Origin of the sequence: Paenibacillus sp. FSL R7-0313, from assembly GCF_037969885.1 — a bacterium.
Classification (GTDB): domain Bacteria; phylum Bacillota; class Bacilli; order Paenibacillales; family Paenibacillaceae; genus Paenibacillus.
On record NZ_CP150219.1, the window covers coordinates 851,231 to 874,732 of the forward strand.

The window sequence follows — 23,502 nt, forward strand, 5'->3', positions numbered from 1 at the left end:
TCGTTTCGTCTTGGAATTACCCTTTGAGCCCAGAGGTCGCGATTCCTTCCACGAAGTACTTTTGACACACGATAAATACAATGAAACATGGCACCAACGACAACACCGACATGGCAAACATCGGACCCCAATCGGATTGAGAACTGGAATCAAGGAACAGACGCAGACCCAGCGGCACGGTGTATTTGCTCACATCACTCAAGTAGATCAACTGACTGAAGAAGTCGTCCCATGTCCACAAGAACGTAAAAATCATCGTGGTAACCAGCGCTGGGAAAGCAAGTGGAATGATGATTTTGGTGTATATTTTCACAGGACCGCATCCATCAATAGTTGCCGCCTCATCCAGCTCTTTGGGCAATCCCCGAAAGAACTGTACCATGAGGAAAATGAAGAAGGTATCGGTCGCGAGCCATTTTGGCACGACAAGCGGCAGATACGTATTCACCCACTCCAGGTGGTTGAAAAGAATATACTGCGGGATCAGCGTCACATGATGGGGCAGCATGATTGTCATGAGCATCAGGCCGAAGCAGATGGCTTTGAAACGAAAATTCAGTCGGGCGAAGGCATACGCCGCCATAGAGCAGGAAATCACATTGCCCAGCACCGCGCCAAGCGATAGAATGACAGAGTTAGTTAGAAACCGGGAGAACGGGTTGCCCTGAATTCCCGACCAGCCATTCATGTAATTTTGCCAATTCCATTCCTGTGGCCAGAACCAGGTCTCCGTAAAGATCATATGTCCCGGTTTGAATGAACTGCCCAGCATCCAGAGGATCGGGTAGAGCATGACAAAGGCGATGCCTGAGATTAACACATGTTTGCTGACGACCCATGCTGTAGAGTTCCGTTGTCCAATCATGATTTCCCACCATCCTCATAGTGCACCCACAGCTTGCTGCTGCGGAATACGAGCAATGTAAATACGCCAATCAGGATGACCAGCACCCAGGCCATCGCGGAAGCATAACCCATCTGAAAGAATGAGAATCCTTTTTTGTACAGATACAGAGAGTACATTAAGGTTGAGTTCACTGGTCCTCCGCTACCATTACTGATAACAAAAGCCTGTGTGAACGATTGAAAAGACGTAATCAGCTGCATCACGAGATTGAAAAAGATAACGGGTGACAGAATCGGCAACGTTATATAGAAGAATCTCCGCAGAGGACCTGCACCATCTACCGCTGAGGCTTCATCATACTCGGGTGGAATCTGCTTCAGGCCTGCCAGGAAAATAATCATGGATGATCCAAACTGCCACACGGATAATAGCACGATGGAGTACAGGGCATACTTCGGATTCGCTACCCAATCGGGCGCTTTAATGCCCACCATGGCAAGAACACTATTGAGCAGCCCGTCCCCACCCAGCATTTTACGCCACAACATTGCAATCGCCACGCTACCTCCAAGCAATGTCGGGATGTAATACACTGTTCGGTAAATACCGAGCCCTCGAATCCCTTTGTTCAGCAACATCGCTACAAGCAGCGCAAAAATCAATTTGACCGGTACGGATACAGCGACATACGTGAAGGTGACTTTGAGCGACTGGGTGAACAGTTTATCCGATGTAAACATCGTTGTGTAGTTATCCAGACCGACCCAGGAAGGGGCGGCCAGGATACTGTAATCGGTGAACGAAATGTACAAGGATACCAACATGGGACCAAGGGTTAGAAATAACAATCCGACAAGCCATGGGGCGAGAAATAGAAGTGCGGCTCCATTATGCGCATATCTCCGTTTTACCCGCCGGGTAGCTACACGCTCGATTCGGGCTTGACCGACCTGTGATGTCGTCATCTTCGCAACCTCCCCGCAGAATTAGAAGTCTGAGACAGTTTCAATTATTATTGACTCGATCCAAGCGCAGCCTTGGCTCCTTCAATAAACTGGGCAATGACATCTGGCGTATTGCCTTGACCGAAGGCGATCTGCTCGCTTGCGCTCTTGAAACTTGTGTCCACTTCAGCAAATCCTTGCGGGTATGGCGGGTCAATCTCGCTGGAGTTCTTCGATACAGTATCGATAAATTGGAAAATGGTTTGCTCCGCTTCCGGCAGCGTTGGCTGCATCTGTTCACGAATGCTGGAATTGACTGGCACCCCACGTTCAGAACCAAGAATAGCGGTTGCTTCTGGATCATTGACCATGAAATCAATGAACATGGCAACTTCCTTTGGATGTTTGGTTTTGCCATAACCGGAGAGGAACTGGCCTGGTTTCAGATATTCACCGATTTGCTTTTCACCTACACCATGCGGAAGCACTTGTATGCCAAGCTTATGATCCTGGTTTTTGTTCACCTGCTGGAATGTCAGCAATTGATTGGACCATGCAAAATCCATGGCAGCTGTGCCCAGTGAGATCGGGCGTGTCTCCAGCGCATTGGTTGCGGATGCCGTTATCTCCGCTGTGGTCACTCCACCATTCTCGCGTAGTGCGCTCCACATATCGAACCATTGCTGAAGCTCCTCGCTGGTAGCGGTCATTGTGCCACCATCAAACAATCCTTTCCCGGATTGCCGAATAAACACTTCAAACATGTTCGTTGTACCGGAAATGTCTGCAGATCCATAGAACCCCTCACCTTTGGCTGCGGCAATCTTGGTCGCAATATCCCCAAAATCCTTCCACGTCCAACTCTCTTGTGGTTCTTCTATACCTAATTCCTGAAATACGGTGGCGTCATATATGACACCTGGTGCGTTTACTCCGAGGGTAATCGCATATAATTTATCGTCAATCGAACCGGCTGTAATCATGCTCTGATCATGATCCTCTGTCCGCAGCTCTTTGCTCTCTGCAAACGGGGTTAGGTCAAGCAAGGCACCACGCCGGGCAAAGTCAGTCAAAAAGGCGTAATCCATCTGGATGATGTCCGGTGCATTCGAACCAGCTACCTGTGTAGTCAACTTGTCAAAGTAACCGTCCCAACCGGAATATTCAGGTTTAATGGTGATTCCCGGATGTTTCTCTTCAAATAATTGAATGACTTTGGTCGTCAAATCATGTCTTGTCTGTGATCCCCACCAGGTCATGCGCAGTTCAATCTTGCCTGATGAATCTCCTTCACTTCCACTTGCTTCTCCAGAAGAAGATGGTGTATCGGTGGCCCCTCCAGAACAGGCTGTAGCGAACAATAACAGGGACAGGCAGAACAGGGTTACCCACTTTTTTGTAATCATCATAAATGAATTTCCTCCCCTTCTTACATCTATGGAATCGCTTACAAAATCTATTGTATCGGTCCATTGCTGCACATGACATAAACAAAAGTAAGCTTTCCTGTCAAAAAAGTAAGGAGTTGAAGGAATCAAAAACCACCGGGAATACCATTCCCGGCGGTGATGTTCCCGTCTCAGATATGATTACGGGTATTCAACCGTACTACGTGGAGCAGAAGACAACTTGTTGTATAGGAACGATAGTATGAAAATCAGACCTCGTATCTCCTTTACATCAATCAGACTCATTGCGTGGCGATGAGCTGTTAACACCCAACCCCGTTGTATTCCGTATAGATATGGTCTGTCAGGAGTGTGAGACGGCTGGTGAAGACACCCTGTGCTCAGCCAGAAGTTCCTTCATTTTGGCTACCTCAGTTCCTGCCAGCATCATAATGCCTATTCCGTGATTGTCATTGGTGACGGTACGCAAGTCCTGATCATAATACTCTGCCGTAAACGCATATCGTGATCCACTGCACACGCCATGGACATTCCCTTGACGATCAATAGCTTTGCAGATGAGTCCCTTCCAAGCCCGCTCGGCAGCCGTGACATAAACTTCAGGGTCTTTGAACCAGCCAAAGCGTACACCTCTCGCAAAACCATAGGCAAACATCGCCGTGCAGGAGGCTTCTTCATACGTCTGCGGATCATTCAACACCTGATGCCACAACCCACTCTCCCCTTGTAGTGCCGCGTACCCTTCACACAGCTCGTTGAAGAAATTAATTAGAGCCGGGCGCTCTGGATGCTCTACCGGCAAAGCTTCCAGTACCTCCGTCAAGGAAAACAGTGTCCAGCCATTCCCCCGTCCCCATGGAATCTGCGTTGCCTGTCCGTATTTGAAATCATACACATGGGACATGATCTTGAACTCAGGCATAAACAGATACTTCCGATACAGTGAAAATTGTCTGGCGGCTTCATCCAATGCGGCTGAGTTGCCTGTCACCCGTGCATAACGAACGAGAAACGGCGTGCTCATATAGAGGTCATCTGCCCACATGGTATTCTCGGCATACTCCCCTACACATGTGCGATAAAATGCCCCATCCTCCTGCCGTTCCAGGCGGGAAAGCATGAAATCTGCAATCCGTTCAGCAATCGGAAGAAACGTTGGTTCATGACACTCTGAATACGCTTCCAGCATGGCCGAACCAAAAGAACCACAGTTATCCAGCATTTTCAGCATGACCAATTGTTGATTGACTGCCGGGAAACCATACTGCTCCCGATCCCATAAGGAGTATTCATACATCTGGGTACAGGCCTGCACATGCTCAGCCGCATAACGTGTAATGTCCGGTCTTTGCAAATAACGCCCCGTCCGTAATAGACCATATACAGTGACACCCAATGGATAATCCCAGCGACCATAATTGGTCACACTGCCCACTGTCCATTTGTTGCTTAACATCGCGTTCTCATAATAAGGTCTGATCCAAGCATCCGGTCGATCTAAGCGCCAATATGTCTGTCCTTGCCCCGTTGGATACACTCGGTCCGTTCGAGTCAGATCCGCCAAGTCCGGTTCAACCTCCGACTCAAAAGGGCCGACATATAACCAAGACTCTCCGGAAGCACCGTGCACACGCTGAGGAAGTTCCAGTGAAAGTGGCTTACCCGAAACGGTTGCGTTCAAATTAAAATGCCAAGGTCCCTCGGTAGCGTTGCATTCACTTCGGACAAGCAGGTCGCTCCGTCCAAAAGAGGCTGGTACATCCACCTCGAACGGTCCTGCCTCTTTCACTTGCGCCACAGGCTTGCCGCTAATCCAAATACTTAGAGAACCGGAGGATTGACCTGACAATCGTACCTGACTTCCGGTTGAATCGTTATTGTTCAGATGGGTCCAAGCATAAGCATGTTTTCCAGGAAGATTTCCGTATATTCGTTCGAAAGCTGGCTTGGTTTTATCTTCATCAGACCAGCCTGTCTCAGGCAGCCAGTTCAAGCTGTAGTCTGATTCTTTTCCAAGCAGGTCTAGTTGCTTACTCGCGACTGGGTTCGGTTGGGAGAATACCCACCCCGCTTGCCCCTGTCTCTCCTGAAATGGAGCAAATACATTCAAAATTCGCACTTTACCTTCATCTGATCCGAACTGGCAGCCAAATCCGGCAGGAGTATTTTTCATTTCCAGCCAAATGGTGTTCCAACCGGGCTTGATGTCAATGCTGAGCTTCACCGTTGCATCAGGACTAATCTCATCCATTACGGTAGACCGATAGACCAACTGCTCATTGAAATAGAAACGAACAGGGCCATAACAACGGACCAGCACATCCAGGTTTCGGTCCTCGTCACCCCAAACCAGTGCAGCTGCGTAGGATATATGGTCTTTAGGTGCATCAGGAAAGCGTTTACCTAAATTCAGATCATAAAGCCCTTTCTCATTTTGCAAAATACCAGACTTCTGAAATACCCGATATACAAAATCAGCCTGCGCATTGGCTCCAATATACCTCTCGGCCAGCACCTTCAGCACCTGATCCTGATCTTCTCCAAATCGGTAATACATGCTCTGCGGTTCACTGAAATAGGTCGTCATTGATGGCACACATCCCTCTCGCGTTGAAATAAAATCTTATCCGAAATAAAACGTTCGCCTGGGCAGGCCAGATCCGTATTCTGCTATAACAGCTTCAGGAGATATAGCGCTTAACCTTCGTAAGAAACTCCCTTGTCCTGAACGTTAATACCTTCTAGTTTACTCAGACACCAATTAATAATCCCAGTATAACTGACATGTTCTGTGGTGGCTACAGATTTTTGATTACGCTTACAAAAAATCAGGAAATTCGGTTTTTCCTTCGCCAATTACACCTTCATTGGGACATTAATTCAAAAAAACGGAAAATGTTACCGATATAGAGACTATATAAGTTGAACTAATCATTTACACAGAAACGTAGAGGACAGAAAAAACCTGAAAAAGCGAAGCGTTCGCCTTTATCACCGGATTTTTCCCTTGAGAAAAGGGAATCAAAAAAATCTGGAGATAACAGCGATTGGAAGGTTATTCTGTCATCGGAGTGCACGTGTGAATATATCTTTAGTTCAACTTATATAGATTGAAAAATTCCACTTTTTGTAACGGGAAGGAAAGATGCACATTGAATACTCTTGAATCTCTGGTAAATGCTATGCCTTTTGTTAGCCAAATGTTCCGTGACGACATATCCATATCCATTAATGATCATGAGAAAGTATTGTATTTTTCCGAAGCAAAAAGTCTGGAGATTGGCGTGAAGGTTGGAGATGAGCTGCATGACGATTATAAAAATTTCAAAATGCTCACCAACAAGGATACGCGTACCGTGGCACGTATGCCTGGTGATCTGCAAGGCAGACCCTTCGACGCCATCCTTATTCCCATTAAGGAAAACGATCAGGTCGTGGGTATATTGGGTGTGAACTACGCACTGGACAGTCACATGACACTGGAAACGCTGATCCGTGAAAATGAAACGACCATTAATGCGCTCGTCGGCGGCATTCAGCAGATTGCAGCACATTCCGAAGAACTCTCCGCGACATCGGAAGAGATTCTACGCAACTCCAAAAAAGCTTCAGAGAACTCCGTCAGTGTGTCTAAAGTAACAAACGTCATTCGTGAAGTATCGGAACAAACCAATCTGCTTGGACTCAACGCCATGATCGAGGCAGCTCGTGTGGGCGATCAGGGAGCCGGCTTCGGTGTAGTTGCCAGTGAAGTACGCAAGCTGTCGGATCACACGAAACAAGCAGCAGCTGATATCGAAACATCCCTCGGTAGTGTACAAGATTCCATGAAACATATGGAGCAGGAGATCGGTCAGATTACAACTGCAACAGTGGATCAGGCCAAACTTGTTACCGAGTTCATGGAAAGTATCGAACAGCTTAGTGAGACAAGCGCGAATCTGAAAAAGTTTGTACATCAGATGCTGGCGCTCGAATAATAATACAGTTCCACAACAGAAAGAACAAACGATATGAAATGTACATAGAAAATGATTTAGAATGCGAAAAGCCTCCGGCGACTTCCCTTTGCAGGAAGTCAGCGGAGGCTTTGTTTCGTATTTGCGGTGATATCACCTTTATGGTTTATGGTCAAATGGCTGTTATATCTCTACAGCTACGCCAAAATGGTCAGATACGACCGGTCCGTTTTTACCGTTCAAGACCACGGTAGAAGATTTAGCCTGAATCGGACGATTGGAGAAAATATAGTCGATCCGCAGATCGCGTTTGTTATCTGCCCAGCCGGCAATGGCCTTCACCACGGTTGCTCCTTCATCCTTTTGCAATGCTGTGGTGTACAAGTCATTCCATCCTTTGCTCATCATATAATCGTAACCTTCATCACGCACTTCCGCGACATTATTAAAATCACCCATTATATATAACGGCTGATCCATGTAGGGGGCAAGCTTGCTCTCCGTCAACTCCCACTGTCCCTTGAAAGGTTCCTGCGCATCATCCCACCAGTTATAATGTCCGTTCACAAACCAGGTTGCTTCACCTTGGACGACCGTCTGGATTCCCACAATCTTGCGTGTACGGTAATTGTTATAATCCCGCATGTGGGACACGTATTCCCCAAAAGCCTGTGTAATCGGCGTCCGGCTAAGGATCGCCAGTCCTTCATCGTATTTTTGGAACCCGACATGCGCGGGAATCCACGTCCAGTGATATTGCTCTGTCAGCTGCTGAAGCAGGACGTAGGCATAGTTGTCTTTTTTAATCACAGCATCGGATTCAGTAGCATAATACATCTTCAGTTCTTCTTCAGAAAGCGCCGCTTCCTGCATGGATTGGTTGACCTCCTGCATGGAGATCACATCAAATTGATGTGTATTAATAAAATCAGCCAGTTGACTGATCTTGTTCAGTTGATTCTCTTCCGCCCAAGCGTGTGTGTTTAACGTAAGTATTTTCATATGCTCTCTCCTGTTGTGTGTAATATGGCCGTTTCCCCGGCCTGCATCGTTCCTGATAGGAATACATACCATAAGCATACACAATATGGTGCATTCTTGCATGTCGGCCGCCAGCAGAACCGACGTGTTCATCCTGATTCCAGTTGGTCTAAAATAACTTCAAATTCTTCATAACCCATGCACGGATTGGCTCATAACTGATATGATGGATACAACAAATTTACAACATCACGTCATAGACATGGTGATTACTGAACCTATGTTTACCCCAGGAGATGGAATGATGAACATACCCAATAACATGAGAATGGATGATGCGCAGTGGCAACAGTTGATCAGGCAAGTTGCAGAGCATTTTAATAACCTGACGATCATGCGCGGATTCCAATATTATAAACAGAAACGTGTCGGACCATTAACCTATTCCGAACAACAAGGGATCTCGGCCGTTGTACAAGGATCGGAAGAATATGAGGTCACCCTGAGCATGCAATCTCTGTCTACCAGTCATTGTACCTGTCCGGTGAGTTCCGTATGCAAACATATGACGGCTGTATTGATGAGTTATGCCGAGCAACTGGAGCGACCTGTGCATGCGATTGTGAATGCACACTCCAGTACTGCGCTCAAACAAACGACTAAACCCGTCGGTGCCATGTCCGCAGGACTATCCAGCTATGCAGATGCCGATGAACAGCAGGATATGGATATTCCGGACAACCAATACAGCCAGATCAAGGAGCGTGCAACAGAGCTTGCCGATCTCGAAATCTCGGAATGGCATGAGTTATTCCACTCCTGTCTGAGACGGCTGGGTACCGGCACCGCAAGCACATCCTACGTGCAAGAAGCAACGGACGAGCTGTATGCCATTAAGCCAAGACTGACCGCTGCGATGGACCAACTTTTTGAACTACATGTGCAGCTGCACCTCATCCGATTCTGCGTGCCTCCGGCTCGTAACTCCATCACGCATACCCCCGTGTACTTGAGCTACCCTGCCCAGCTCGCGGTGGATGCACTTCAGAAAGACATTGAACGAATCTTTAACCATTCACTAGACCTTTCGGGTCTAAAGGGAAGCAAGCTTGAAAAAATTTGGAGCAGACTGTCTGAAACCTCAGCTTATTTACGTAAACAGATGATGCCTGAGACAGCCAGCATGATGTTCTTCACTCCGATCTATCGACAACTGTGGTTGAACTGGATCGTACCTGAGCTTCAAGGGTCGCGGGACATGTTAGCGTCGGAACAGGCTATCTTAAATGATATAGAGCGCAATATAACCGCCGCTTCGACACCTTCCCAGTCAGGTGGAAGTGTCTTGCGTAGCGCTCAAAGTAATGGAAGTAGTAGTGATAGACCAGGCAAAGCCGTAACACTGCCCCTGCCGCTAGTACTCGCGCAGAGCTGGATGCACTTCCATCTGGGGCAGGATGATCAGGCGTGGCAACGACTCGTCCATGGAAGCTCAGCCTATGGCATCCCGCCAGAACATCTGCTGCATTTTCTCCATGTACTCACAGATTTGGCTGAATGGAAGCGGCTTGGGGATTGGTTGGTACAACTTGGTCCCCTGCTGGCGAATCGGCGTAATACGCCTTTGAATGATTACATGCATCTGTGGGACACGGCCATTCAGCATCTGCCCGATACAGAGAACCGCATGTGGGACACGCTTGTCAGTATGCTTCCCCACTCCCGCCCCGCCTACGAGGATGCCATGCATTCGCGTGGACAGTGGCGCAGGTGGATTGATTTTCAGCTGAGTACGGGAACGGAACCTCTCGAATTCCGCGTAGCCATGCTGCAACCAATTGAAAAAGATGCACCTGAACTGCTGCTCCCCTTCTATCACCAGGCGGTGGAGCGTTATATCGGACACAAGAACAGGGATGGATACAAAGCGGCGGTGAAGCTGCTGAAACGTCTGTCCAAAATCTATAAAAAGTTGAAGCAAGAAGAGCACTGGGAGCAATTCATCACCACACTCGCCGTTCGTAACAGTCGGCTGCGCGCCCTGCAGGAAGAGCTTCGGAAAGGTAAACTGATCTCATGAGCTTAATTCATCCTTACACTGAAACGATTGAGGTTCACGTCGCTTTAACCGGATATGGCGATGCTTTGTTTTACGGAGCACTCAACACACACCACTTTGTATCGGGACAGTCGCTTAAGCAGCGATTGTTCGCCTGGCATGTGCCTTCCTTCTACGGTACCGAACTGGAAGTTCGGCAGATCGAAGAGATTGAGCTGGTTGTTCTACCTGCGGAAGAAGTGATTCCCTTCTTTGCCGAGATGCATACCCTACTTCATATTGAATGGAAGTGGGACGAGCAAGCGGAACATCTGATTCGATTGGCTCCAGCACTCGCAGCCTCCATTGAGAAGCGCAAATACGTACCCAGCTTTGAGGCCTATCGCGCAGGACAACTTCAATGGACCTGGGACTCGGACAGTTTGAAAAAGCAGGATCGGGCATCGCTTACTAAAGCGATTCAACAGACGGACGAGAGTTATGCCGAAGGGCTTGGGGCGGCCTACTCCGCCTTTGTGTTCCAGCGCTGGTACAGTTCGGAGGAAGCGGCAACCGATCTGCGGCGTGAATTCCCGCAGTTGTTCCCAGAGCGCGGCACTCTACCCAAGACAGCAGGGATGGATGCTCAGTCCTGGCTTGTATCCATTGGCTGGAAAGCAGATGCCGCACCATTCAGACCCATGCTGCAGTTGCAGGAGCCAGACGAGGATGAGCCATCTTGGCGGCTGCGACTGGTGTTGCAGAACAAGCTGGATGCCGCCATCTTGGTGCCCGTCATGCTGGATTCACGCGGCAGACTTGAAGGCGAATGGCCAGAGGTATGGACACCGTTCATTCTGGATCGCTCCGCCGGATGGCTGGATCAGCTGCGTGCACATCTGCCGCGTCTTGGAAGCTCCATTAGTGGTAGGCGGGATGTGCTGAGTGATCCTTTGGGAGATCAGGAAGCCTGGCAGTTCCTGACGCAGGATAGCGGCAGGTTGCTCGCAGCGGGCTGGCAAGTTCTGCTGCCTGGTTGGTGGGAAGCAGCCCGTAAGAAGAAACCAAAGCTGCGTGCTAAGGTGCAGCCGGAGGAAGGCAGTGAACGGGGACAGTCGTTCTTTGGACTGGACTCGATTATTCATTTTGACTGGCGAATTGCGATTGGTGACACAGATCTCAGCGAAGATGAATTCGCCGACCTTGTTGCCCGTAATGAACGATTGGTTCGCTTCCGCGGAGAATGGGTTCCACTCGACCCCGACCTGCTGGAACAGATACGTCGTGCCATGGGCGGTGTAGATCGGGAACAGGGACTCTCATTCCAGGATATTCTGCACCTGCATCTGCTGCATAATGAGCAACGGGAATATCGCAACCAGAAATGGAAGGAAGGACAACAAACCGAGGAAGAGCAGCAACCACAGGATGATCAGAACATTCGGCTGGAAGTAGAACTGAATGAGCACCTGAACCGGGTTATTGCACAACTTGGGGGCGGACAAGGTGGCGCACCTTCTCTGCCCATTCCAACAGGGCTTCATGCCGAGCTGCGATCGTATCAGAAGGAAGGTTTTGCATGGCTTGGTTTCCTGCGCAGATTCGGCCTTGGGGCATGTCTTGCCGATGATATGGGTCTCGGGAAAACCATTCAGTTCATTACGTATCTGTTACACATCAAAGAACATGAACCACGTAAGCCGGGCCAGGCTCCGGCACTTCTGATCTGCCCAACTTCCGTACTGGGCAACTGGCAAAAGGAAATTAGCCGCTTCGCACCCTCCATTCATGTCAGCCTGCATTACGGAGCACGCCGGTTAAGCGGGGAAGAATTCCGGGAGCAGACAGAACAAGTGGACATTATCATCACGTCCTTTGCTACAGCTACACTGGATCAGGAAATGTTGCAGACTTATACGTGGTCATGCATCTGTCTCGATGAAGCGCAGAATATCAAGAATGCTCAGACCAAACAGTCCTTGGCTGTTCGCAGTTTCCCAGCGAAACACCGCATTGCCATGACAGGCACACCAATCGAGAATCGGTTGTCTGAGCTGTGGTCGATCTATGATTTTACCAATCCAGGATATCTGGGCAGTGCCCGAGCATTCCAGACTCGCTTCATTAGTGCCATAGAGAAGGATAAGGATGAGCAACGGATGCAGGATCTGCAGCAGTTAGTGAAACCGTTCATGCTACGCCGCAAGAAAAAAGATCCGAATATCCAGCTTGATCTGCCGGACAAAAACGAGATGAAAACTTACATTCACCTTACGGGCGAACAAAGTGCATTGTATGACCAGTCCGTGCAGGCCCTGATGGATAAAATGAAAGAGCTGGAAGGCATCAAGCGCAAAGGTGCAATTCTATCGGCGTTAACCCAGCTTAAACAGTTGTGTGATCACCCTCTGCTGTTAACGAAAGAAGCTTTGCCGGAGGAACTGCCCGAAGACGGTGCACTGACATCTGCTTATGACGTGTACAGCCCGCAGGATATGGCGATGCTGATCAGCCGCTCCGCAAAGCTGGAACGACTGATGGAGCTTGTCCGGGAATTACGAGACGAGGGCGAGCGATGCCTGATTTTCACCCAATATATCGGTATGGGACAGATGCTGCAACAGGTACTGCGTCAGGAGTTGCAAGAGCCTGTGCTTTACCTGCACGGGGGCACATCCAAGACAGCAAGGGATCGTATGATTGAGGAATTCCAATCCCGTACATTGCCTGAGGACAAACAACCGTCCGTCTTCATTCTGTCCATCAAGGCAGGCGGTGTCGGGTTGAATCTGACCGCAGCCAATCATGTCTTCCACTTTGACCGCTGGTGGAACCCGGCTGTTGAGAATCAAGCCACCGACCGGGCTTATCGGATGGGTCAGACCAAGGATGTTCAGGTGCATAAGTTCATCTCTCTTGGCACACTGGAGGAGCGGATCGACGAGATGTTGGAGAGCAAACAGCAGCTTAGCGATAACATCATCACAAGCTCCGAGAACTGGATTACGGAATTGTCGACAGACGAGCTGAAAGATCTGTTCACTCGGCGTCGTGACTGGTCGGGCTAACTTAATAGAAGATTTACAGTACAGGCCAAAAATCAGATTTCAGAGAAATCAAATAAAATAAATAAGAAACACAAAAAGAGCGAAGTTTCGGAATTAAAATTCCGGCTCCGCTCTTTTTTGTCTTGTTGCAGTTAATCATCCGTTCTTAACGCATGTTACCGATGATGGATGATCTTGAATCCTGCATTTTTTTGATAAAGTTCGTCATAACATCAAATGCTTCATTACGCTTGTTGGACATGGATTGCAGACGAAGCATGTCCATCTGTTGGGAATTGCTTGCAGCATCAATTTGGCCTTTCAGCTTTTGAACAGCTGCTTCATCCCCGTTTTGCTGGGCGATCTGCAATTGAGCGTTCAAATCCGCGATCTGTTGATTACGTTTCTGTACCTCCTGAATTTGCATTTGCAGTTGAGCATCCAGTAATTTGGTACGTTCTTGTTGGACCATCATCAAAGCTGTTTCGATATCCATACTGCTAAAGTTGATAGGTGTTACGCCAGAGATGTTGGAGACGGAAACTGTGCTCGCTGAAGCTGAAGAGACGATAGATACTGCAGCGACAGCAGCAACTACGGATGAAGCGAAAAATTTACCTGAACGTTTCATGACTGTTCCTCCGAGTCCATATGTAATATGTACCAGTTTTTTGTTGGTATCTTCCGTCATTCTAAATCAAAAGTACTAGTTGTTCAATCAAATTAACTTCAAATTTGAATTAATTTCGAGATCCCTTACACACGCCTACCTCCGCTTACAATATGAGTAAAATAAACAGGGCATTATAAGTAAAAGTGCATTCTTACGGGCATATTTACTACGACTAGATTGTTCTTTACTCCTAAGCTGGAAAGTCACATTAGAGACCTACGATACGTTCATGATTTTACTTTAAAAAATAGTTATGTTATATTTGATAATAGATTTTACACAATTTAATTTTGTGATATTTAATATATATTAATGTTATACACTTTACGGGAGGTTTTTTATATGAAAAAAATATTGGTTGTTCTAACAAATGTGGACAAATACGCAACGAAGGACGAGCCTACCGGCTTGTGGCTGAGCGAAGCAACGCACTTTATTGAAGAGTTTGATCACAACGACAATGTTCAGATCGATCTGGTTAGTCCTAAAGGTGGTAACGTACCTCTTGACCCGAAAAGTCTCGGCGATTCTCTGGATGAGAGCACCAAAGCCTATTTCGAGAACGAAACGTTCATGAACCAATTGAAAAATACGCTGAAACCTAGCGAAGTAAACGCGAGTGACTACGATGCAATCTACTTCACTGGCGGTCACGGTACGATGTGGGATTTCCCGGACAATGCTGAACTTCAAGAGCTTTCTCGTGATATCTATGAAAAAGGTGGGGTTGTATCCGGCGTGTGCCACGGGGTTACAGCCTTGCTGAACGTGAAGCTGTCCAACGGTCTGCTTTTGATCAACGACAAAACCGTTTCCGGCTTCACGAATGAAGAGGAAGCATTGGCTCAACAAACCGAGTATGTTCCATTCCTGTTGGAAGATACTTTGAGAGAACGTGCTGCACAATACGATAAAGCGGCTGCCTTCAGCTCTTATGTCACAACAGATGGCCGCGTGGTCACAGGACAGAATCCGCAATCCAGCAAAGCTGTAGCCGAAAGTGTTAAACAATTGCTAGGTCTGTAAAATAAACCGATCGATCCCCCTCCTCCCCCAAGAGATCATATAGATGTACAAAGCAAAACAGCACGTGATCCGTCATGACCTGACAGAACACATGCTGTTTTTTTCTAGTGATTTGTTGATGCAATAGCTTCCGTCGCTGTTCCTCCAGCCAGACGTTTCACGATATAAGGCACGGTCACCGACGTCAGGATCACGGCAAACGCAATCTGAGCGATAGCTGTGTCCACATATGGCGCATACGCCGGATTGAACCCGGCAGCCATCGAAGGCACCACCATGGATAATCCAGCTACCGAACATGTCGCAGCCGCTGCGTAACCGGGCTGCCTTAGTATCGCGCGATCGATTCCAATGAGCGGCAGCATGCAGATCAGCAAAAATAACACTGTGACCAGCAAGCCGGACAGACTGTACTGAAATGCAATACGCAGATCAATATTGGACCCAAAGCTTGTACCCAGGAAAGGCAGCAGAATCAGTGTTCCCGGAGCGAACATCTTCTGTATGTTGTTATCCAAGTTACCAAGCAGTATCCCGATCAAGAAAGGTACTAGCGTAGCAAGTACACTAAGATAATCGATACCGACGCCACTTGCCGAATTCAATATCATGACCGGAATAACCGGTACGGCGATCAGATTCAGAATGCCAAACGCAGCACGATCCACATCATCTCCGTACGTGTTCATCAAGGCCAGATATAATCCCGGATTACAACTGGTTAGAACGGCAATGAAGGCTACCGCAGAAACTCCCCCGACCCCACTAATGCCAAAAAAGTGTACAAACGCCCAGCCGAACAGACAGCTGATGAGGATACGTGAAATACAGAGCACCCCTGCTCTCTTCAAGGTCACCAGAAGCTGTGACAAGTTAAGCTGTGTTCCTGATATCAGTAAAATCATACCGATCAGCACCATGGTACCTTTCGATGTGAACAGTGCTGTCGTTGGATCTCCGATCTGAAAAAACGATGGAAACACCGTGTTGATGACCGCAGCGGCCAGCATAGGAACAATCAGCAAGCCGCCGGGTATTTTTTTGACACGACCCAGTATGTTCATGGTGCGTTACAGTTCTGCTCCGTTGGTACGGATCACATTCTGATACCAGAAGAACGAATCCTTACGATATCTTTTTAGCGTACCGTTGCCATAGTCGTCCTGATCCACATAGATAAATCCGTACCGTTTGCTCATCTCGGAAGTCCCTGAACTGATCATGTCGATCGGCCCCCACATTGTATAACCCAACACTTCGACCCCATCGGCAATGGCAAGTCCCATCTGTTCGATATGTTTGCTCAGGAAATCAATCCGGTATGGATCGTTGATCGTTCCATCTTCATTCAGCTTGTCGTAGAAGCCTGAGCTGTTCTCCAGAATGAAGACAGGCTTTTGATACCGATCATAGACGAGATTAAGCGTATAACGCAGGCCAATCGGATCAATCTGCCAACCCCACTCGTTAGCGGGCAGATGCGGGTTTTTATATACACTGTGTACATTACCTGCCGTTAGTTCGAGCTGCTCCGTATCACTGCTGGAAATCATGGAGTTGTAATACGACATCCCCACAAAGTCAGCCGTATGTGCGCGAATGCTATCCAGATCGCCGTCCTCGATGTTCAACTGGATCTCCTTGTTTTTGAAATACGTTTTACTATAGTAAGGGTACTCGCCTTTATTGAGCACATCGAGATAGAACTGATTTTTCATCTGATCATCCTGCTGCATCTGAAGTGCGTCCTCCGGCTTGCAAGTGTAAGGATACGTTGTAAAATAAGCGACCATACTTCCGATCTGGTTATTCGGATCAATCTCATGAGCCATCTTGGTTGCTCTGGACGCAGCTACAAATTGATGATGCAACCCCTGGAACAACATTTCCTCATAATTCGGAGCATCATAATCAATGATTCCCAGCGTTTTGGCCGATGCTTTCACGCTCATGTTGATCTCGTTGAACGTCACCCAATATTTCACTTTGCCCTTGTAGCGATTAAACAACACATCGCAATAGTTCACATACAGATCGATCAATTTGCGGTTATACCATCCTCCGAACTTGTCCATAAGTACAATTGGCGTATCAAAGTGACTGATGGTGATCAGGGGCTCCATACCCTGCTTAAGACATTCATCAATAACCTGATCATAGAACTCTAGTGCCTTTTCGTTCGGAGCGGCATCGTCGCCACCTGGAAATACTCTGGCCCATGAAATAGAATAACGGAAGACTTTGAATCCCATCTCGGCAAATAAAGCGATATCCTCACGGAAGTTATGATAAAAATCGATCCCCCGGCGCTTCGGATATTTCACGGTATCCGGGTCATTCCTGGCCTCTTCAATCATCTCCCAATTCACTCTGATCTGCTTGGTCACTTTGCGATCGTTCTTCTCGTTAAATTTCATCACTTCTGGGATGGTCAGGCTCTTGCCATCTACATTATAAGCTCCCTCGGCCTGACAGGCAGACAGTGCACCGCCCCATAAAAAATCTTTTGGAAAATTGGAATTTGTCATTTTAGTTTCCTCCTGTTATTACGTGTTATTAAGTCTTATTAAGACCATCTAGCTTGTAACTTGTAGCTTAATGAAAAGATGAGCAGTTCTTACGGAATCAGCTTAAGCAAAGGTTCACTCTCCCGGATCGGGCCGCTGGTCGCTGTAGTCAGCACATCTCCGTACTGTTGCATGTTGGTAACGACAATGGACGTAATGGTGTTGTAGCCCGCTGAAGTAATGCCCTCCGGATCAAAATCCACCAATAAATCCCCGGCCTTAATTGTCTGTCCCTGCTCGATATAGGCGTTAAAATATTTGCCTTTCAAACTGACGGTATCCACCCCGATATGAATCAGGATCTCGACACCATTCGCTGCCTTCAAACCGATGGCATGTTTGGTGCGATAAAGCGCCTCAACTACTCCGTCAAATGGAGCGTATACCTTGCCATCTGTCGGAACGATTGCAATGCCTTTACCCATCAACTCTTGGGCAAACGCCTGATCTTCCACCTCAGAGATCGGTTTGATCTCCCCTGTCATTGGACTAACGATAAGCATGTCAGAAGATGTGGATGTCTGTGATGGCACTGACTCCGGAGTAGTGTCCGTTGCAACTGCCGCCTGATTGCTATTTACTTTATTCGTAGCTTGCTGCTTTGATTTATTTCCATCTGTATCTTCCTTGATGCCAGCCAATAGCGTGAACACAAACCCGAGTACAACTGCGGCAATACAACCAATAACGACATACATGTAACGATCTGATGTATACGTACCAATTGCCAATACACCTGGCAGTGAAATTGCATTCGCTGTTGTATGCACCAAGCTGTAGAATCCACCGACTAATCCACCTGCCAGGCAACCTGCGAAAAAGGGACGTTTATATTTGAGCGTAACACCATAGATCGCCGGCTCAGTAATCCCGAACAAAGCGGTGAATCCACTTGAAGCAGCTGCTGATTTCATCGTTTTACTCTTCGTCAGTACAAACACACCGAAGGCTGCTCCAGCCTGAGCCAAATTCGCTGCCAGTGCTGTTGGTAACAGCACGGTTGCACCAAGTGTAGCCACTTGTTGAACCTGAATCGGCATGATTGCATAGTGCATACCAAACATGACCATGATCGGTTTGAAAAATCCAAGAATCGCACCAGCAAGAACACCTGCGGTTGAGAACAATGAGTTGATACCATTGGTCAACCAGTCACCGATATATGATCCTACTGGACCAAGCACGATTAGTTCCACCGGAATCATAATAAACAAAACAATCATTGGGGTAAGCAAGACCTGTAAAAACTTAGGAATCACTCGATTGACGATCGGATACACATAACTCATAATCCATACCGCCAAAATGATTGGAATGACGGAAGAGGAATATTTCATCAACAGAATCGGCATGCCGAGAAAATCAATACTGTTTACACCCGTCTCAGCAATCTGAGCCGCAGCGTTCAAAATGGTTGGATGCATTAGTCCCGCAGCAAGAGCTACCGCCAAATAGGGATTGGTTTTGAAACGATTTGCAGCACTAACAGCCAGGAAGAACGGCATAAAGTAGAAAATACAGTCCCCGATCATGTTAATGATCGTCAGGAAACCGGATCCTTCCAGGTAACCCATGGCAGTTATAACGGTAGCCAAACACTTGATCATCCCGCAACCAACAAGTGCTGGCAGAACAGGTGTGAATATACCTGCGATGGTTTCAAGCACTACATTGACGGGGTTCCGTCTCTTTTTCGGTCCACTGTCTGTAGACTCCGTAAGCTCGCCAATCTTGTCAGAGGTTAGATTTCTCACTTCACTATAGACTGCATCTACCTTGGCACCGATAACAACCTGAACCTGTCCACCGGAATTTTGTGCCTTGAGCACGCCTTCGAGCTGATCCAGCGCCTTGAGGTCTGCTTTGTTATCATCCTTTAATACGAATCTCAAACGGGTTGCACAGTGTGTTAGCCCGGATATATTTTGCTCGCCGCCAACGAGATCAAGTACGTTTTTAGCCAATTCTTTGTTGTTCATGACCCTTCTCCTCTACATGAATAAATTGGATATATAAAAAATGACCAAGCCGGGGAATCGTCATTCCCTAGGCTTGGTCATGCCTGATCGAATCAGTAACAGTCCAATATGGATTATTCGGTTAGTTCCTTCACTAGTTCATTCCGTTGGTTCATTCGAAATCAATCGTTGGATATGCAGAATCAAATATAACTTTTCATCATCGGAACAGGTCCAGCCATAATTACTTTTCAGAAAATCAGCAATCTTCTCCACGCAAGCGAGTTCCTTCGGAAACTTCTCCTTCACCATTAGAAACAGCGATTCATTCTCGTCTTTGAGCGATTTACCGCTCATCTGCCTCAGAATGAAATACCGGATATGTGTGGCAAAGCGCATGAAATGGATAGAGTCCTCCTGAAAGTCAATTTTGAGCGCATATTTGATCACGGACAGGATTTCGCCCGTAACTGTGGTTACCTTGGTGGTATCCGTCATCTCTCCAGAGCCCACCTGTGCATTAACAAAATGCAGAGCAATCAGTGTTGTTTCGGCTGTTGGCAGAGCGATATCCGTTTTTTCCTGAATCAGCTTCAGCGCAGCCTCCCCCACCCGGGTCTCGTCCGGATAGAGTGTCCGCACTTCCCATTCCAGCGGATTTTTGATACGGATGCCTTCTCTGGTTCGGGTTAATGCAAAACTGATATGGTCGGACAGGGTGAGAAGCAGATTCGGGTTAAATGTTTTATTCAGGATCTGACTGCCCAGCTTGATGACTTCCTCCGCGAGATAAATATCCTCAATTGGAATACTGTTCAGCAGATCATACATCCGGATGTTCTTTGGTGCTACGAATATTTTCTCCACCAAGTCCGTCTCCGTCAGCTCATAGGGCGTTTTCAGAAATCCTACACCCTTACCTACGACAAAAACCTCTTCGTTATGTTCATTAATAGCGATGGCTACGTTATTGTTTACTTTCTTGATAACCTTCAATGTTCTCACCCCCCAACAAAAATAAAAAAAGACCGAAAGCGATTACAGTAAAGCAATCGAATTCGGTCATGCCTGGTTTCCCCAGTAACAGTCCGTGTTATGAATATAAGTTTATTATAGTGCTGTTTTTGAAAAAGTCAATCATCCAATCTTAGGGAAAACATGCCTCTGCATAGCAGATGAAAAAAGCAAAGCGCTGTGGTACAATGAAGGAATTGTGTATTCAGAGACAGACATGTGAATAAAGGTGCTGAATCGATTGTGGATCAGTGCTCTTTATTCATGATTATGCTGCCATTCTAGGGAGGCTTATGGAACAACCATGCTCATCATTGGTATCGCCGGAGGAACCGGCTCCGGTAAAACGACGGTAGCTCGCTCCGTCATAGACCGTCTGGGATCAGGTAAGGTTACTTTTATATCCCAAGACAATTATTACAAAGACCAGTCGCAGCTCACACCTGAGCAACGCCGACTCACCAATTACGATCACCCGTTTGCATTCGATAATGATCTGTTGATTGAGCATCTCACCTTGTTGAAAAAAGGCCAAGCGGCGTATGCTCCCGTATATGACTTCACCATAGATAACCGTGCTGCCAATGAGACGGTTGAACTGGCACCGAACCATATTGTCATTGTAGAAGGATTGCATGTGCTGATTGACGAACACCTTCGCAGTCTAATGGACATCAAAGTATTCGTCGATACCGATTCCGATGTACGGATTCTGCGGAGAGTACTGCGGGACATTGAGGAACGCGGACGCACAATCCAATCCGTGTACAAACAATATCTCGAAACGGTAAAACCGATGCATGATGCGTTCATCGAGCCATCCAAAAAGTATGCCGATATCATTATTCCAGAAGGCGGACATAATGAAGTAGGTATTCAGATGTTATCCATCCTCACCGAGAAATATCTCACCGGGGAAAATTGGAACGGCGCTTAATTTGTTTCAAAGCCACACAATAGAAATCCAGGTTACGATACAGCGTAACCTGGATTTTTTGTTGATTTTTCATTTATAATAGTCCCCAATAGTTGAAAGGAGATCCCCCCTATGGCTACTTTTGAAGAATTCATGCAGCATGACATCCGGGTTGGTACCGTGGTGGAAGCCGAACCCTTCCCCAAGGCTCGCATACCCGCTATTAAAATGACGATCGACTTCGGACCACTTGGCCTGAAACGCTCTAGTGCTCAGATTACTCAGCGATACACGCCTGACATGATCATTGGCCAACAGGTCGTTGCTGTAGTTAATTTTCCACCCCGGCGGATTGCCGGTTTTGTCTCTGAAGTACTTGTGCTGGGCGGCGTGCCTGGTGAAGGCGATGTTGTCTTGCTCACACCGGATAGTCCGTTGCCAAATGGAACACCGGTAGCCTGACTTTATTTTGAGTAAGAATAATATAGGCTTTTCAAATGTTCGGAAATCGAGTATTCTTGATGTATTGATTATTGAATTGACTATTAATGGAACTACATATGTTGGAGACCTTAAAGCATAAGGCTATGAATCTGCGGATTCGTGGCCTTTTTTTGTGTTTTTTGAGGAAATATAGGTCTGGAGCATTAGTAAGAGTTGTCTGGAGAGGAGGGAATATATTGATAAATCATACCAACAGCCTAGTTATACATGGTAGAATATTGATTATTATTACAAATTTAGTATCTAGTAGCCTGAAAAGTACATATCAAGGAGAGAAATTCACAATTGAGAGGAGCAAAATTCATGAGAAAAATGATGATTTCCGGCGTAACGGCATTAGCTTTATTAACAGGGGGTATCGTAGGTTTTGGAGGCGTTGGGAGTTCTGTAGAAGCCGCACAAGTTACAACTAAATTCAAGGACGTTCCTTCTACACACTGGGCATCTTCAGCAATTAATTCGGCCGTGGAACAAGGTTATTTCAAGGGGTATGCCGACGGGACATTTAAACCAAGCTCACCTGTTACCAAAGCTGAAATGGCAAGTATCCTGGGACGTTTATCCGACCAGCCTAATGCATCGACACAAGAACAAAACAATTTCACGGACATACCGGAGTGGGCAAAAAGCGGTGTCTCTACTGCTATTGCAAAAGGTTTTATCAGCCCTTCTAATTACAAGGGAAAAATGGATGCACAAGGCGCTCTTCAACGAGGCGAGATGGCTACTTGGCTGACGCAAGGACTAACCGTGGTTGATCCTGAGTACAAACAAGCACTCTCTGATGTGACCAACACCGTTGTGCCTGCAAAGGAATATTTTACAGGTAAACTCGCAAGCGCTCAAAAAAATGCAGTCGCCGTTGCCCTGGGAACAGGACTGATGAGTGTAGCAAACGATAAAACATTTGGCGTTGATCGTACTACAACACGAGCGGAAGTAGCCGTATTGATCGCCCGTTATGCAGCAGTTGCCAAGACAAAGCCTGCCGATTTCCAGGGTTTGAATGAGCTGCGAGCAGTGGGTTTGACGGGGACGAATTTGAATATTATTGCGCCATCATACAAAAAAACACCTGAGAAAAAGGTTAATCCTGACATCGACTATAATTCTGTAACAGAAGATTTTTCAAAAATAAGAAATAAAAATCTCGTAACACTAACAAATTATTCCGATCTCAAAATCCACAATTGGATTGTTGTGAGTCCTTATGCAGTTGGAGCACAACGAAGCATATATTATCCTGTATTTGTTGATGAAGGAGTGATTACAACTTTACGAGGTGCCTATCACTCATATGTCGAATTTGAATTAAATATTAAAAATTCATCTATGAATCAGTTACAAGCTGGAAGTCTATTAAACTCAAGTGCTGTTGATCCTCTTCTTTCCCCAAAAACTAAAGCTAGTGCTTCATTTGGATTACCGACTAATATTGAATTTATCAAAAACAAAGGAGTTTTCACTGTCAGAAACCCTATATTCTGGGGAGATGGACTACTACATTTTGATAAAACTCTAATTTCTGCAATTACACTTACAACTAAAGAGGGAGTTACATTTAGTGTGATTGATCATAAATAAGGATGGGATGATTTTGGCATTAAAAAGTAAATTAA

General features: G+C 46.8%; 17 protein-coding genes. 7 read left to right on the plus strand and 10 right to left on the minus strand.

Annotated elements, in window-relative coordinates:
• Positions 1–16: 16 nt before the first annotated feature.
• The 4 genes from NSQ38_RS03810 to NSQ38_RS03825 form a co-directional block, all read right to left on the minus strand.
• The gene (locus NSQ38_RS03810) at positions 17–865 is read right to left on the minus strand and encodes a carbohydrate ABC transporter permease (RefSeq protein ID WP_339787195.1); all 849 of its coding nucleotides are present in this window, start codon (positions 863–865) and stop codon (positions 17–19) included.
• Positions 862–1,812 carry a sugar ABC transporter permease gene (locus NSQ38_RS03815; RefSeq protein WP_051450025.1) on the minus strand — a complete coding sequence of 317 codons (951 nt, stop codon included), beginning with the start codon at positions 1,810–1,812 and terminating at the stop codon, positions 862–864. Before NSQ38_RS03815 ends, NSQ38_RS03810 begins: the two co-directional genes overlap by 4 nt.
• A gap of 47 nt (positions 1,813–1,859) precedes the next feature.
• Positions 1,860–3,200 (minus strand): ABC transporter substrate-binding protein, encoded by a 1,341-nt coding sequence (locus NSQ38_RS03820; RefSeq protein ID WP_339787197.1) that lies wholly within the window; start codon positions 3,198–3,200, stop codon positions 1,860–1,862.
• A 343-nt stretch (positions 3,201–3,543) separates the two neighbouring features.
• Positions 3,544–5,787, minus strand: coding sequence for a glycoside hydrolase family 88 protein (locus NSQ38_RS03825; protein WP_339787200.1), 2,244 nt, complete (start codon positions 5,785–5,787; stop codon positions 3,544–3,546).
• A 565-nt stretch (positions 5,788–6,352) separates the two neighbouring features.
• Between NSQ38_RS03825 and NSQ38_RS03830 the strand changes: the two genes are divergently transcribed.
• The gene (locus NSQ38_RS03830) at positions 6,353–7,180 is read left to right on the plus strand and encodes a methyl-accepting chemotaxis protein (protein ID WP_249913659.1); all 828 of its coding nucleotides are present in this window, start codon (positions 6,353–6,355) and stop codon (positions 7,178–7,180) included.
• Between the two features lie 162 nt (positions 7,181–7,342).
• Here NSQ38_RS03830 and NSQ38_RS03835 read toward each other — a convergent pair whose 3' ends face one another.
• Positions 7,343–8,161, minus strand: coding sequence for an endonuclease/exonuclease/phosphatase family protein (locus NSQ38_RS03835; protein WP_339787202.1), 819 nt, complete (start codon positions 8,159–8,161; stop codon positions 7,343–7,345).
• A 280-nt stretch (positions 8,162–8,441) separates the two neighbouring features.
• Here NSQ38_RS03835 and NSQ38_RS03840 point away from each other — a divergent pair, with 280 nt between their 5' ends.
• Positions 8,442–10,220, plus strand: coding sequence for an SWIM zinc finger family protein (locus tag NSQ38_RS03840; protein WP_339787204.1), 1,779 nt, complete (start codon positions 8,442–8,444; stop codon positions 10,218–10,220).
• 5 nt (positions 10,221–10,225) lie between these two features.
• Positions 10,226–13,246 (plus strand): DEAD/DEAH box helicase, encoded by a 3,021-nt coding sequence (locus tag NSQ38_RS03845; RefSeq protein ID WP_339790389.1) that lies wholly within the window; start codon positions 10,226–10,228, stop codon positions 13,244–13,246.
• Positions 13,247–13,391: 145 nt separating this feature from the next.
• Here NSQ38_RS03845 and NSQ38_RS03850 read toward each other — a convergent pair whose 3' ends face one another.
• Complete coding sequence (locus NSQ38_RS03850; protein WP_339787206.1) at positions 13,392–13,916, minus strand: hypothetical protein; 525 nt, start codon at positions 13,914–13,916, stop codon at positions 13,392–13,394.
• A gap of 324 nt (positions 13,917–14,240) precedes the next feature.
• On the opposite strand from NSQ38_RS03850, the gene NSQ38_RS03855 reads away from it, so the two are divergent.
• Positions 14,241–14,924: a type 1 glutamine amidotransferase domain-containing protein gene (locus NSQ38_RS03855; RefSeq protein ID WP_339787208.1), complete on the plus strand. Its 684-nt coding sequence runs from the start codon at positions 14,241–14,243 to the stop codon at positions 14,922–14,924.
• Between the two features lie 104 nt (positions 14,925–15,028).
• Here NSQ38_RS03855 and NSQ38_RS03860 read toward each other — a convergent pair whose 3' ends face one another.
• The 4 genes from NSQ38_RS03860 to NSQ38_RS03875 all read right to left on the minus strand — a co-directional run bounded on the left by NSQ38_RS03860 (position 15,029) and on the right by NSQ38_RS03875 (position 20,445).
• A complete protein-coding gene (locus NSQ38_RS03860) occupies positions 15,029–15,988 on the minus strand; it encodes a 2-keto-3-deoxygluconate permease (RefSeq protein WP_339787211.1) in 960 nt (319 codons plus the stop codon).
• 6 nt (positions 15,989–15,994) lie between these two features.
• Positions 15,995–17,452 carry a family 1 glycosylhydrolase gene (locus NSQ38_RS03865; protein WP_036674654.1) on the minus strand — a complete coding sequence of 486 codons (1,458 nt, stop codon included), beginning with the start codon at positions 17,450–17,452 and terminating at the stop codon, positions 15,995–15,997.
• An 89-nt stretch (positions 17,453–17,541) separates the two neighbouring features.
• Positions 17,542–19,470: a beta-glucoside-specific PTS transporter subunit IIABC gene (locus NSQ38_RS03870; RefSeq protein WP_339787214.1), complete on the minus strand. Its 1,929-nt coding sequence runs from the start codon at positions 19,468–19,470 to the stop codon at positions 17,542–17,544.
• A gap of 138 nt (positions 19,471–19,608) precedes the next feature.
• Positions 19,609–20,445 (minus strand): PRD domain-containing protein, encoded by an 837-nt coding sequence (locus tag NSQ38_RS03875; RefSeq protein WP_339787217.1) that lies wholly within the window; start codon positions 20,443–20,445, stop codon positions 19,609–19,611.
• A 322-nt stretch (positions 20,446–20,767) separates the two neighbouring features.
• Here NSQ38_RS03875 and udk point away from each other — a divergent pair, with 322 nt between their 5' ends.
• From udk to NSQ38_RS03890, 3 genes are all read left to right on the plus strand, one after another.
• On the plus strand, positions 20,768–21,400 hold the full coding sequence (gene udk, locus NSQ38_RS03880; RefSeq protein ID WP_017691162.1) for a uridine kinase: 633 nt from the start codon (positions 20,768–20,770) through the stop codon (positions 21,398–21,400).
• A gap of 111 nt (positions 21,401–21,511) precedes the next feature.
• The gene (csaA, locus tag NSQ38_RS03885; protein WP_339787219.1) at positions 21,512–21,841 is read left to right on the plus strand and encodes a chaperone CsaA; all 330 of its coding nucleotides are present in this window, start codon (positions 21,512–21,514) and stop codon (positions 21,839–21,841) included.
• A gap of 345 nt (positions 21,842–22,186) precedes the next feature.
• On the plus strand, positions 22,187–23,467 hold the full coding sequence (locus NSQ38_RS03890; RefSeq protein WP_339787222.1) for an S-layer homology domain-containing protein: 1,281 nt from the start codon (positions 22,187–22,189) through the stop codon (positions 23,465–23,467).
• Positions 23,468–23,502 lie beyond the last annotated feature (35 nt).